This window comes from Gillisia marina, assembly GCF_000258765.1.
In the GTDB taxonomy this organism is placed as follows: Bacteria; Bacteroidota; Bacteroidia; order Flavobacteriales; family Flavobacteriaceae; genus Gillisia; species Gillisia marina.
Window position 1 is genome coordinate 58,194 of sequence record NZ_AJLT01000024.1, and the last position, 13,796, is coordinate 71,989.

Below are 13,796 nucleotides of genomic sequence, written 5' to 3' on the forward strand. Positions count from 1 at the left end.
TATATGGACTAACAAATAATAAATTATGAAAAGTATAGCAATCATCCTCACAATCGTTCTTTCCACCTTCAATACTAACCCGTCAGAAAAAACTGAAACTGAAAATCATAATGAGATAACTACTTATTATTTAATTCGGCATGCAGAGAAAGACAGAAGCAATGCTACCGAAAGAGATCCTAGGTTAAATGATACAGGTATCCAAAGAGCCGAAAATTGGGCTCAGGTTTTTAAAGATATTCCATTCGATATGGTTTATAGCACAAACTACAAACGTACTCAGGCAACCGCTCAGCCAACAGCAACTTCAAAAGGATTGGAAATTCATAACTACGACCCTAGAGCGATGTACAATGAGACATTTCAAAAGGAAACTAAAGGAAAAACAGTTTTAGTGGTTGGGCATAGCAATACCACACCAGAATTCGCAAACGCCATCTTAAAAGAGAATAAATACGAGCATCTATCGGACAGTGAAAATGGTGCTTTATTTTTTCTAACTGTAAATTTAGATGGTTCCGTAAGCTCTCAGGTTTTGTATGTCAACTAAATCCATCTTTTAGCTGACTTCATTTTTTGCTAGTGAAGTCAACGCACAATTATAGTATCTTTGAAGCCTAAAATAAAACTATGCTTTTCGAAGACTTACCGTTATCCCAAACTATTCAAGAGGGAATTTCTGAAATAGGACACACCAGCCCTACTCCAATTCAGGAAAAGGTGATTCCGGAAATCTTAAGGCGGAATGATGTTATTGCATGTGCCCAAACCGGAACAGGGAAAACAGGTGCCTTTGCGATTCCATTATTACAACTCTTAAATAAACGTGTTGAGGACGAAAAAACAAAAAGTACACTCTCTGTGCTAATTGTAAGCCCTACAAGAGAACTTGCAGTTCAAATTGCAGAGAATATTAAGGACTATTCAAAATTCACCAATATAAAATCGGGAGTTGTTTTTGGTGGTGCATCCATGCAACCCCAAATTAACTTATTAAAAAATGGGTTACATATTTTGGTAGCAACACCCGGGAGACTTTTAGACCTTAGAAAACAAGGATATATCAACCTAGATGAAGTAGAAATTTTGGTTTTAGATGAAGCCGATTTAATGCTAGATATGGGTTTTATAGATGAAGTACAAAAGATAATCAGGCTCGCTCCTAATTTGGTGCAACGATTGATGTTTTCAGCAACTATTCCTCCAAAAGTTCAGGATCTTGCAAAATCCTTACTTCAAAATCCCGAAAAGATTGAGTTAACCACCAATTCTTCCGCAGCACCATCTATTGAGCAGAAATTGTACATGGTTCCGAAGCAAGATAAAATTGAGTTATTGCTTTACGTAATGCGAAATGTTGTTAAAAATAAGTCTGTCTTGATCTTTAGAAGAACCAAGTTCGGAGTAGAAAAAGCCTTACAATCCCTTGTGAAAAATGGTTTTAAAGCCGATGAACTTCACGGAGATAAAAGCCAGACAGATAGAACTTCAGCCTTAGAACGATTTAAAAGGAAAGAAGTAAATATATTGGTTGCAACAGATCTTGCTGCCCGTGGATTGGATATAGATAGTTTAGATTATGTGATCAATTTCGACATCCCAAGCATGTCTGAAGTATATGTGCATAGAATTGGGCGAACAGGACGCGCAGGAAGTGTGGGAACCTCCATTTCTTTTTGCAGTGCAGATGAAAAACAATATGTAAAATTCATTGAAACCCTGATCGGAAATAAAATCCCTGTAGAGACAGAACATCCTTATCCTTTGGAGAAAAATGCTGAACCAATAGTTCATAAAAAGAAAGGCAGCAAGCATAAAAAAGGGAGAAAAGGAAGTGGTTCTAAAGCGAATAAAAAACGTTGGTATAAATAGATTTTTTGTGTGTCATTACGACCGCAGGGAGAAATCTATTAAATAATGCTAATCTAATAGCGCAGTCGAAGTGTGATTGTTGCTACATTTCCTATTCCCAATAATTTCAATAACTTAGACCTAAAAAATTAGATAACATGAAAAAATTAGTACTTCTTATCACTAGTATTTTATTTTTAAACTCTTGTTCAAAAGAAGATGTTGACCCGCAACTTAAGGCTCTTGGTTTCTAAGTGAAGTAAGCTGCTTTTGCTTTCATGATCCTGAAAAAGATTTTAGTGACTACACACTAGAATTTATTGAATCTAAAAACCGTGTAAATATAAAGAACCCAAATGGGGAAAATTATTACATAGCTGAAGATGGATCGCGAAAATATTCAATCTCCAATAAGATAATTACTATCGAAGGAGCAACCTATTCCTATAAGTATTCTATAGAAAATAATGAATTATTCTTGCATAACGTAGATAATCCACAAATTGCAGATGATGAAATTACGCTGATATTCAAAAGAAAATAAACCCTAATAGGTCTATATAACAAAAACCTCCGAAGAAAATTCTTCGGAGGTTTTGTTTTATAAATAAATCGATAATTTATCGAGTCAACTTTTTATATTTAATTCGCTTCGGCATTAAATCTCCACCCAAACGTTTCTTTTTATTCTCTTCATAATCAGAAAAACCACCTTCAAAGAAATACACTTGCGAATCTCCTTCAAAAGCTAAGATATGAGTACAAATTCTGTCCAAAAACCATCTATCGTGAGAAATCACTACGGCACAGCCTGCGAAGTTATCTAAACCTTCTTCCAGCGCCCGCAGCGTATTCACGTCCAAGTCGTTTGTTGGCTCATCTAAAAGCAATACGTTCCCTTCTTCTTTTAGCGTCATGGCAAGGTGCAAACGGTTACGCTCCCCACCGGAAAGCATACTTACTTTTTTGTTCTGCTCTCCACCCCCAAAGTTGAAACGACTTAAATAGGCTCTGGAATTCACTTGTTTCCCTCCCATATTAATAAGTTCCTGCTCGTCACTAAAGTTTTGCCAGATTGTTTTCTCTGGATCCATATTAGAATGACTCTGATCTACATAAGCGATTTTTGCAGTGTCTCCAACCTCAAAACTACCTTGATCCGGAGAAATTTCCCCCATGATCATTTTAAAAATTGTGGTTTTACCGGCACCGTTAGGCCCAATAACCCCCACAATTCCGGCTTGCGGCAAAGTGAAGTTAAGATCTTCATACAGCAATTTATCATCAAAAGCTTTACTTACGCCTTTAGCTTCAATTACATTCGTTCCCAAACGAGGACCATTAGGAATATAGATTTCCAATTGCTCGTCCATCTTCTTTTGATCCTGACTCAATAATTTATCGTAATTATTTAATCTCGCCTTTTGCTTAGATTGTCTTCCTTTTGGAGACATACGAGACCATTCTAATTCTCGCTCTAAAGTTTTTTGACGTTTACTGGCCGTTTTTTGCTCTTGTGCCAAACGCTTAGATTTCTGGTCTAACCAAGAAGAGTAATTTCCTTTCCAAGGAATTCCTTCTCCTCTATCTAGTTCTAATATCCATCCCGCAACATTATCCAAAAAGTATCTATCGTGAGTTACCGCTATTACAGTCCCTTTGTAAGATGCTAAATGGTGTTCTAACCAATGTACAGATTCTGCATCCAAGTGGTTAGTTGGCTCATCCAATAGCAACACATCCGGCTCTTGCAATAACAATCTACACAAGGCAACTCTTCTACGCTCCCCTCCAGACAATACTCCAATCTTCTTATCGGGATCCGGAGTACGAAGTGCGTCCATTGCAATTTCCAACTTGGTATCTAATTCCCAAGCATTGGAAGCATCAATCTTATCTTGTAAAGCTGCCTGCTTGTCCATGAGTTTTTGCATTTTATCTGCATCCTCATAAACCTCTGGAAGGCCAAACATATCGTTTATTTTGTTGTACTCATCTAAAATTGCCACTGTTTCAGCAGCTCCCTCTTTAACAACTTCCAAAACTGTTTTTTCATCATCTAATTGTGGTTCCTGCTCCAGCATACCAACGGTATAACCAGGAGAAAAAACTACATCTCCTTGATAATTCTTCTCCATTCCTGCAATAATCTTTAGTAATGTAGATTTTCCAGAACCATTCAATCCTAAAATTCCAATTTTTGCTCCGTAAAAGAAACTTAAATAAATATTTTTAAGTACTGGTGTATTCGCTCCCGGGAAGGTTTTAGTTAACCCAGACATGGAAAAAATTACCTTATTATCATCTGCCATTTTATATGTTTTTTTAAATATTTAGACACTTTCTGAAAGTAAAACAACTAGCTTTTAGCTTGCAATTTTAATTTATTTCAATGCTACAAATATCTTAAAATTAAATTTCTTCCTTTCTATTTATTCTGAATTAAAATAGTTTGAAATCAGAATTACAGTCATACTGTTATATTTTCCTAGTATTTCAACTTTTTCAATCAAAATAAATAGTTCGATTTTGTATTTTAGCGCGGCTACTGAAGTTTGAATACTATTCCGAAATGTTCTGAACTTCTATGCATTGTAAAAATCAAATAAATTCGGAAGAAATAAAATTACATATTCTATGGATCTTAACTTCAATAAAAATGAAGATCATAATAAATTATTACTTTCTACATTAAGACAGAAGCTCGCTCAGGTTAAGCTTGGAGGAGGAGAAAAACGTATCGAAAAACATCATGCAAAAGGAAAAATGACCGCCAGAGAGCGCATCAATTATCTTTTAGACGATTCTAACGCCGCCATAGAACTTGGTGCTTTTGTTGGAGATGAAATGTATGAAGAACATGGAGGTTGTCCAAGTGGAGGAGTCGTTGTAAAAATTGGCCACGTTGCCGGAAAACAATGTATTGTAGTTGCCAATGATGCCACTGTAAAAGCTGGGGCTTGGTTTCCTATTACCGCTAAAAAGAACTTGAGAGCGCAAGAGATCGCAATAGAAAATAGACTTCCTATTATTTATTTGGTAGACAGCGCGGGAGTTTACTTGCCAATGCAGGATGAAATTTTCCCCGATAAAGAACACTTTGGAAGAATTTTCAGAAATAATGCGGTAATGAGTAGCATGGGAATTACCCAGATTTCAGCGGTTATGGGAAGTTGTGTTGCAGGTGGTGCTTATTTACCAATTATGAGTGATGAAGCGATCATCGTTGAGAAAACGGGAAGTATTTTCCTAGCAGGAAGCTATTTGGTAAAGGCTGCTATTGGTGAGTCTATAGATAATGAAACACTAGGTGGCGCAACCACACATTCTGAAATTAGTGGGGTTACAGATTATAAGGCGAAAGACGATAAAGATGCTTTAGATAAAATCAAGAGCATTATGGATAAAATTGGGGATTATGAGAAAGCCGGTTTTAGTAGAAAAGATCCAATTAAGCCAAAATTAGATCCAAAAGAAATTTTCGGAATCTTACCAAGAAAAAGAAACGATCAGTATGACATGCGTGAAATCATCTCGAGATTGGTAGATGATTCTGAGTTTGAAGAATATAAAAAAGAATATGGGCAAACCATAATTACAGGGTATGCAAGGATAGATGGCTGGGCAGTTGGTATTGTTTCCAACCAGCGTAAAATTGTAAAAACAAAAACCGGTGAAATGCAATTTGGCGGTGTGATCTATTCCGATTCTGCCGATAAAGCGACTCGTTTTATTTCTAATTGTAATCAGAAAAAAATTCCTTTGGTATTTTTACAGGATGTTACCGGCTTCATGGTAGGAAGCAAAAGTGAACATGGCGGAATTATTAAAGATGGCGCAAAAATGGTAAGTGCAGTGAGTAATTCTGTAGTTCCAAAATTTACCATCGTCATCGGAAATTCTTACGGAGCTGGAAATTATGCGATGTGCGGGAAAGCGTATGATCCTAGATTTATTGTAGCATGGCCAAGTGCTGAGCTTGCAGTTATGGGTGGAACACAAGCTGCTAAAGTTTTAGCGCAAATTGAAACTGCTTCCATGGCCAAAAAAGGTGAAAAAGTTGATGCTGATAAAGAGAAAGAAGTTTTTGATAAAATAAAAGCGCGTTACGACAAGCAAACTTCTCCTTATTATGCAGCGGCAAGATTATGGACAGATGCCATTATAGATCCTTTAGATACCAGAAAATGGATCTCTACAGGGATTGAGGCTGCGAACCACTCACCTATTACCAAAGATTTTAATTTAGGAGTAATTCAGACCTGATTTCTATGAAAAATGTTTTATTGATATTGGTAGTCGCTATTTTAGTAACTACTTCATCTCAAGCCCAAGTTTTAAGTAATAAAAACAAGCAATATACCGAAGCAGATTCCTTGCGAGGCTCATTGCGACCTGAGCGTGCCTACGATGTATTGAAATATCATTTGCAAGTACAGATCGATCCAGTGGAGCGATATATTTCTGGTTTTAATACAATTACCTTTAAAGCAGAGGAAGAATTGCCCGTAATGCAGATAGATCTTTTTGAAAACATGCAGATAGATTCTATTATGCATGGTGCTAATCAACTTTCGTATACCAGAAAATTCAATGCGGTTTTTGTTGAATTTAAAGAATCGATAAAGGCCTCAGAAAAAGATTCAATTCAAGTATTTTATTCAGGGAATCCAATCGTTGCAAAAAATGCGCCTTGGGATGGCGGATTTGTTTTCAAAAAAGATGAAGATGGAAATCCGTGGATCGCAGTAGCGGTTCAAGGCACGGGTGCCAGTCTTTGGTATCCAAATAAAGACCATCAAAGCGACGAACCGGAGGAGGCTTTAATAGAAATTGCTGTTCCAAATGGTCTTACCAATGTTTCTAATGGAAGATTAATTGGTAGAACCGAATTAAATAATGGCTATACTCGATGGAGTTACAAAGTGATTAATCCCATTAATAATTACGACATCGTTTTTAACATCGCGAATTATGTCCACTTTCAGGATACATTCAGGGATCTCGATTTAGATTATTATGTGTTGCCATACAATCTTGAAAAAGCTAAAAAACAATTTTCAGAGGTAAAACCGATGATGGATTGTTTCTATGAAAAATTTGGCGAATATCCTTTTAAGGAAGATGGATTTAAGCTTGTAGAAACTCCATATCTTGGTATGGAACACCAAAGTGCCGTTGCCTATGGGAACTATTATAAAATGGGTTATTTAGGCCGTGATCTTTCCGGGACCGGGATTGGATTAAAGTGGGATTTTATTATAATCCATGAATCCGGACATGAATGGTTTGGAAATAGCATCACAGCGAATGACATTGCAGATTTGTGGATCCATGAAGGTTTCACTACGTATTCTGAAGCTGTTTATATTGAATGTAGATGGGGGAAAGAAGATGCTTTAAAGTATCTGGAAGGACTTAGAAAAAACATTGGCAATCTAGCTCCAATAATTGGAGATTATGGTGTAAATAGTGAAGGCTCGCCAGATATGTATGCAAAAGGAGCCAATATAATAAATACCATAAGAAGCATCTATAATAACGATGAGCTTTGGTGGAAGACATTAAAAGATTTTTCTACAACCTACAAGCATCAAACTATTGATACTAAAACCGTGGAAGATTTCTTTAACGCTCCGGTAGCAACAGATCTTCAACCAATATTCGATCAATATCTTAGAAAATCTACCATTCCCGTGTTGGAATTCAAAGAAACAGAGAAAAGAATTAGCTACCGATGGAACACAGATGTAGCTAATTTTAATATGCCGGTGGATATTTTTATAAATGATAAAGAAATTCGAATCACTCCTACAAATTCTTGGATGGAGTTTCCAAAAGATGTAGAAGATCTAGATGATATTAAAGTCAATGAAAAAGAGTTCTATATAGAAACGAAATTCACAAAATAAATTGAATCAAAATTAATCGATAGCCTCCAAGTTTTAATTTAACTTGGAGGCTTTTTCATCTAACCGTACCAGAAAACATTTCTTTAATTCACTAATTATAAGTAACTTAGATAGCATATCGGACACGCCGACTGTTTATAAAATCATATGATAAATAAAAGTTCGGGGTTTCCAGTTAATTATCGGGACGATTAATTAAACCCTCGATGGGAGGATTAAATTTCGAGTTATGGTAACAATAAAATCTCTTAATAAGTGGGCCAATAAGCATACTTATTATTCCTTGGATATTTTAAGGCTTGCATTAGGAGTTTTCTATTTCATAAAAGGGCTCCAATTTATTTCTCAAAGCCAGATCCTTACAGAGCTTTTTAAGCCACTTCGTGATTTTGGGGGCATCATGCTCGTTATTCACTATGTAGCGCCGGCACATCTTGTGGGAGGTCTCATGATAGCCTTTGGATTACTAACGCGCTGGGCATTAATAGCACAACTTCCAATACTCCTTGGTGCGATCTTAATTAATTTTATAGGAGTGATGAATCCGGGGAATTTAATTTTAGCGATTGCTGTTTTACTTCTTACCTGTTTCTTTATAATTTATGGCTCCGGAAAACATTCCGCAGACTATTATTTAAAAATGGGATATTAATTAGAAGGTATTAACATTAATTCCGTTTGGCGGTCATTAACATATTTAAAACCTTCTTCTCCCCAAAAACCAGCTTCTTCGAGCATAATACGAATATCTTTATTCCATTCAGGAATTGCTATCGTAGTATTAAGTTCTATGGCAAAAACTGTATTTGGAAAAAGCTGATAATCTCCTGTTCCCGGAACACCGCCTTGAGAATCCCACATTCCTATAGTAGTCCCGGCAGAATGCCCATAAAGACCTAAGGGATGCGTATAGATAGAAGGTTTAAGCCCAGACTCTTTAGCCTGATATAATGATCTTTTTAATATTTCATTCCCAGAGTCACCAGTTTTAAAATTAGAAGTTAAAATATCCTGTAGGAGATTTCCTTTACTTAAGGCTTCTACCAAATATTCAGGTGCATTTGTTTCTCCTGCTTTTAAAACATACGCATGTTGTTGGCAGTCTGTATTCAGCCTTAAATACGTGATTCCGAAATCGCAATGCAATAAATCTCCCGGCTGGATCACAGTTTCTCCATACCCATTGGAAAAAGCATCGATATGGTCTTTTAGTTTTTCTTCTTTTCGCTGTATATCTACGGTTGGATGAAACCAAGTTTCCAATCCCAGATCTGTAACTTTTTGTCGCATCCACCAAATAACTTCTTCTGAAGTGGTTTTTCCCGGAGTTATCACGTTACTACTAAAAGCTTCGGCTATAATTGCATGTGTTGTTGCTACCAGTTCTTCATATAATTCCATCTCCATAGGAGTCCTGGTTTCTATCCAACCTATAGCTAGATCTTCAGCAGATACTATTTTCTGTTTCATAGCATCTGGCAAATTTGCAAGAAATTCATCATGATCTGTTTTTACCAAGCCATCTGCAAGTGCGAAATTTTCAGAATAATTTAAACCTATTTTTGAAGGATTTTTTTCAGCAATAAGATCTATAAGTGCTTTCCATTGATCTGGTTCTTTTTCTTTATCCCAAACAGAAGAAATATTATCGCCAATATTATATCTCGCCACCGCCATTCGCTCAACAAGATTTGAATCTTTTGGTTTATAAAAAACTAAAATAGTTCTCCTTCTTGCATTTAACCAAGTAGCCGGTAGCATCGTTTTTAAAACTGGATCTTCATTGTATTCTCTGGAAATTAACACCCACATATCTATTCCCGTTCTCTCCATCAAGTCGGGCAGTAAATTTTCGAATTTATCTTGAAGAATATTATCTATAACCTCTGCTCTATTTTTTTCTGAAAGAATTTGTGCATTTAACGAAAAACCAAAGCATAGGAAAAGGAATAAAAACTTGTACATATAACTAGTTGTTGAAGATTAAAAAGGGAAGTTACTTAATTTTGCTTCGAAGTGTATTTTTTCGGTGAATCTTTCCATTTGGAGTTTCTTCGAATTTTTGAATAAGATAAATTTTCTTCGGAATTTCGTACTTATGAAGCTCTTTTACAGATTGTACTTTCACTTGAAGCTCCGATAATAATTCTTCTGAAAAATCTGCTTCTACAAACAACACTAATTTTTCACCAAGTGCATCATCGGGCATTCCAATTACAAAAAACCGACCATCAATCACATCGGTTAATCTATTTTCAATGTCTTCAGGGTATAATTTAATCCCACCGGAATTTACCACATTATCGAACCTGCCTTTCCAATAGAACTGCTTATAAGTATCTATTTCTACAACATCGTTTGTAACTAAAATATCATCAGCAATGGAAGGTGCTTTAATCACCAAACAATCTCTATTATCTACTGAAATATGCACATTTGGCATTAATTTAAAGGGAGAATTCTTTTTCTTTTTTCCATTTAATCGCTTAGCAGCAATATGTGAAACGGTTTCTGTCATCCCAAAAGTTTCATAAACCTTGGTATTTAAGCCTTGAACCATTTCCTGTAAATTGGGAGATACCGCTCCTCCTCCAACAATTAGTTTATTAATTAGATGCAATCTGCTAATGGAATTATCTAATTGAAAAGGCGTCATGGCACAGAAATCGTAGGTCTTATATAAATTATCTAAAGGGTTTGAAGATGGCGGAACTAAATCTAGCTCCCAGCCTAAAACCATTGCACGAACCAACATCATTTTTCCTGCGATATATTTTGCAGGTAGACACATGAGAGCCGTACAACCCGCTTCCATTTCGAAAAATTTTACTGTAGCTATGGCAGAATTAACCATATGCTCTTTTCTAACTTTTATTTTTTTTGCCACTCCGGTAGAACCAGAAGTTGTTACCTCAATAAATTTTGAAGGCCTTAACCATTCCAATAAAAAATCTCCAATCTCTCCTTCATGCGGCTCCCCTTCCTTAATAAAATTATAAGCCACCTTTGCCAGATCATCATTGGAATAATGCTGCTTGTTGATCTTAAAATCAATATGAGTTTCTGGAATACTGAATTTATCGACCATTAGACTTATCTTTTAACAAAAATATTGATATTCATACCTAAAATTAACAAAAATATTTATGAATTTTCTACATTTTGAAGATAATTATCAACAATTGGAGCCTCTACCTTTCCAATTAATTTCTCTCTCCAATCACTCCAGCCATATTTCTTAGCCATTATAAATAAAAACAAGGGATAGACTATGAATATTGGGACTAACACGTCTACTCCGGCTGTTGGATCTGAAATATCTTTCAATAATGAATTCGTTTGAAATGCTGTCCAATCTGCAGTAACCAATACAGCTGTTAATAAGTTGTTACCGGCATGAAAGCCTAAAGCCAGCTCCATACCTTCATCCATTAACGTCATAATTCCCAATAGAAAACCTGTACCTATATAATAGATCATTATAATATTTCCCATTTTCGTTACTTCGGGATTAAAGAAATGCAAACCTCCAAATACTACTGAAGTCAGAATTAAAGGGAACCATCTATTTTTAACCAACACCCCTATTCCTTGCATTAAATACCCTCTAAAAAGATATTCCTCGAAACTTGTTTGCAGCGGAATCATTATTAAAGCGATAATAAGCATTATAAAAAATGGTCCGGATTGAAAATTAAGAACATAATCCTGCGGATTGGAAAAATAATCGAAAGCGGTAACTGCAATAGAGAAAATTGCCACCAATCCAAATCCAAAGAAAAATCTGCTCCAATCTACTTTTTTTGCGTGATGTAGTTACTGTTCTAATAGGTTGATAGTGGATAAATTTAACCACAAAAAATAAGGCAAACAGCCCTACTGCGAATGTTAGGAGTAATAAAAATAAATTTAAATTGGAATCCAGGATCTTCAACATTTCGTTTTCTTCCATCCCTACGATATCCATACCTCCTTCCATGAACATTGCAACCGCTAAAGGAATTTGTCCAATAAATACTGCTAAAATAATGATTGAGACACCTAATATATATCTCCAGAAACTATGTTGGTAATTAAATGCTTGCTTAATAAACATGAATAAATTATAGATTAAAATCCCAAGACATTTCAGGATTGTACGTTATTGTTCCGTTTTTCACCTCTAACGGAGAATCAAAATTATTTGTATATAGGCCACCGGTTCCAAGACCTTGCGGCAATTGGGACTTTTTAGTATACGTCCATTGACTTATAGCATTTAAACCCACATTGCTTTCTAATGCGCTTGTAACCCACCAGCCAATCTGCTTTTCGTTCGCTAATTCAACCCACTCCTCTGTTCCTCGATATCCTCCAATTAAACTTGGTTTAAAAATGATGTATTGAGGATTAATTGTTTGTAGTAATTTCTTCTTATTCGTTACACCCACAACGCCAATTAGCTCTTCATCTAAAGCAATAGCAACGGGTGTGCTCTCGCAAAGTTTTGCCATTTCGTAAAACTGACCTTGTTTGATAGGCTGCTCTATACTATGGAGATCAAATTTGCTAAGTCGTTGCAATTTTGGCAAAGCATCTTCGGGAGAAAAAGCTCCATTAGCATCTACTCTTAATTCAATTTCTTCTGAAGAAAACTCAGCTCTTATAAATTTTAAAAGGTCTAATTCTTCATTAAAATCGATCGCACCAATTTTTAGCTTAATGCACTTAAACCCGTTTTTGATCTTATCCAGAATTTGCTCTTTCATGAAGGATTTTTCACCCATCCAAACCAAACCATTTATTGGTATGGAATCATTTCCGTTGGTGAATTCTGAAGGATGCAATATAAAAGGATACGAAGATTCCAAAGATCTAAAAGCCATTTCTACCCCAAATTGTAATGAAGGAAATTCTAAAAGTTGTTCCCAAAGAGCTTCAGCACCCAAGGAAATGTTTTCACAAACCCAAGCTAATTTCTTTTCATAATCCGGTCTATCATCTATGCTAAGAGACCTTAATAATCCACATTCTCCTATGCCAGTTTTACCTTCGGAAGTAATAATTATAAACCAAGTTTCTTTAGTGGTAAGAACACCACGGGAAGTGCCGCTAGGACGTTTAAATTCAAGAAGGTGTTTGCGATACGTAGCCTGCATTAAAAAACGAAATTACAATTCAATACTTTTACCAATTTCCAAAAGCATGAGATCTTTCCCTTTTTCATAAAATTTCCGTTTCGCCTCTTCGTGGTCTATTTCTATGTATCCAAAAGTGTCGTAGTGACAACCTATTATTTTATCACATTCAACAAAATCACTTGCTATTATTGCATCTTCTACACCCATCGTGAAATTATCTCCAATCGGTAAAATCGCCAGATCCAATTTGGTACTCATTGGGATAAGCTTCATATCCATAGTTAGCGCAGTATCTCCCGCTATATAAATATTCTTATGCTCCCCTTCAATCACAAAACCTCCGGGTTGTCCTCCGTAAGAGCCATCAGGAAATGAACTTGTATGGATAGCATTTACATATTTCACCTTCCCAAATTCAAAATCCCAAGAACCGCCATGATTCATAGGATGCACCTCAAAGCCTTTATTTTCGTAATGCGTTGCAATTTCAAAATTGCTGACAATTATAGCTCCGGTATTTTTCGCAATCGCTTCAGCATCTAGAATATGATCCTGATGCGCATGCGTAAGCATGATGAAATCTGCTTTTAAATCGTGAATATCTATAATGTCTTTGGAGAGTTTATTACCGGTAATAAATGGATCTACAATAATATTAATATCACCTATTTTGATTCCGAAGGAATTTTGGCCGTAAAATGTTATAATCATTAGTAATAAATTGAATTTCAATAAAAATAAACATTGAAATAAGATTAAACCTGAAGCCTATGTTAAAATTTATATGTGACTCGCTTTATCTGCTCGAGCCAGTAGAGAATTCTTCAAGCTTAAAAAGTAGGTTTCGACTTTAGCCTGTATTGAGCGAAGTCGAAATACTCAACCTGACATTATAATTTTAATATAAAGATAA

At 35.7% G+C, this 13,796-nt stretch carries 11 protein-coding genes; 5 read left to right on the forward strand and 6 right to left on the reverse strand.

Annotated elements, in window-relative coordinates; genetic code table 11:
• Positions 1 to 25: 25 nt before the first annotated feature.
• Together ON07_RS07860 and ON07_RS07865 are read left to right on the forward strand one after the other, a co-directional pair.
• Positions 26 to 550: a SixA phosphatase family protein gene (locus ON07_RS07860; protein WP_010229780.1), complete on the forward strand. Its 525-nt coding sequence runs from the start codon at positions 26 to 28 to the stop codon at positions 548 to 550.
• A gap of 80 nt (positions 551 to 630) precedes the next feature.
• Positions 631 to 1,872 carry a DEAD/DEAH box helicase gene (locus ON07_RS07865; RefSeq protein WP_010229783.1) on the forward strand — a complete coding sequence of 414 codons (1,242 nt, stop codon included), beginning with the start codon at positions 631 to 633 and terminating at the stop codon, positions 1,870 to 1,872.
• Positions 1,873 to 2,471: 599 nt separating this feature from the next.
• On the opposite strand, the gene ettA is transcribed toward ON07_RS07865, so the two are convergent.
• Positions 2,472 to 4,163, reverse strand: coding sequence for an energy-dependent translational throttle protein EttA (gene ettA, locus ON07_RS07870; protein WP_010229785.1), 1,692 nt, complete (start codon positions 4,161 to 4,163; stop codon positions 2,472 to 2,474).
• 325 nt (positions 4,164 to 4,488) lie between these two features.
• Here ettA and ON07_RS07875 point away from each other — a divergent pair, with 325 nt between their 5' ends.
• The 3 genes from ON07_RS07875 to ON07_RS07885 all read left to right on the forward strand — a co-directional run bounded on the left by ON07_RS07875 (position 4,489) and on the right by ON07_RS07885 (position 8,415).
• Positions 4,489 to 6,117, forward strand: a complete 1,629-nt coding sequence (locus ON07_RS07875; protein ID WP_010229786.1) for an acyl-CoA carboxylase subunit beta — start codon at positions 4,489 to 4,491, stop codon at positions 6,115 to 6,117.
• A gap of 5 nt (positions 6,118 to 6,122) precedes the next feature.
• Entirely contained in the window at positions 6,123 to 7,763 is a 1,641-nt protein-coding gene (locus tag ON07_RS07880) for a M1 family metallopeptidase (RefSeq protein ID WP_010229788.1), read from the forward strand.
• A gap of 229 nt (positions 7,764 to 7,992) precedes the next feature.
• Positions 7,993 to 8,415, forward strand: a complete 423-nt coding sequence (locus ON07_RS07885) for a DoxX family protein (protein WP_010229790.1) — start codon at positions 7,993 to 7,995, stop codon at positions 8,413 to 8,415.
• Here ON07_RS07885 and ON07_RS07890 read toward each other — a convergent pair.
• The 5 genes from ON07_RS07890 to ON07_RS07910 form a co-directional block, all read right to left on the reverse strand.
• On the reverse strand, positions 8,412 to 9,728 hold the full coding sequence (locus tag ON07_RS07890) for a M24 family metallopeptidase (RefSeq protein ID WP_010229792.1): 1,317 nt from the start codon (positions 9,726 to 9,728) through the stop codon (positions 8,412 to 8,414). The two genes, ON07_RS07885 and ON07_RS07890, sit on opposite strands and share 4 nt — an antisense overlap.
• Before the next feature lie 31 nt (positions 9,729 to 9,759).
• Complete coding sequence (locus ON07_RS07895; RefSeq protein WP_010229794.1) at positions 9,760 to 10,851, reverse strand: AMP-binding protein; 1,092 nt, start codon at positions 10,849 to 10,851, stop codon at positions 9,760 to 9,762.
• Between the two features lie 56 nt (positions 10,852 to 10,907).
• Entirely contained in the window at positions 10,908 to 11,525 is a 618-nt protein-coding gene (locus tag ON07_RS17755; protein ID WP_316928115.1) for a CPBP family intramembrane glutamic endopeptidase, read from the reverse strand.
• Between the two features lie 341 nt (positions 11,526 to 11,866).
• Positions 11,867 to 12,901, reverse strand: a complete 1,035-nt coding sequence (locus ON07_RS07905) for an o-succinylbenzoate synthase (RefSeq protein WP_010229796.1) — start codon at positions 12,899 to 12,901, stop codon at positions 11,867 to 11,869.
• 12 nt (positions 12,902 to 12,913) lie between these two features.
• A complete protein-coding gene (locus ON07_RS07910; protein WP_010229798.1) occupies positions 12,914 to 13,594 on the reverse strand; it encodes a metal-dependent hydrolase in 681 nt (226 codons plus the stop codon).
• Positions 13,595 to 13,796 lie beyond the last annotated feature (202 nt).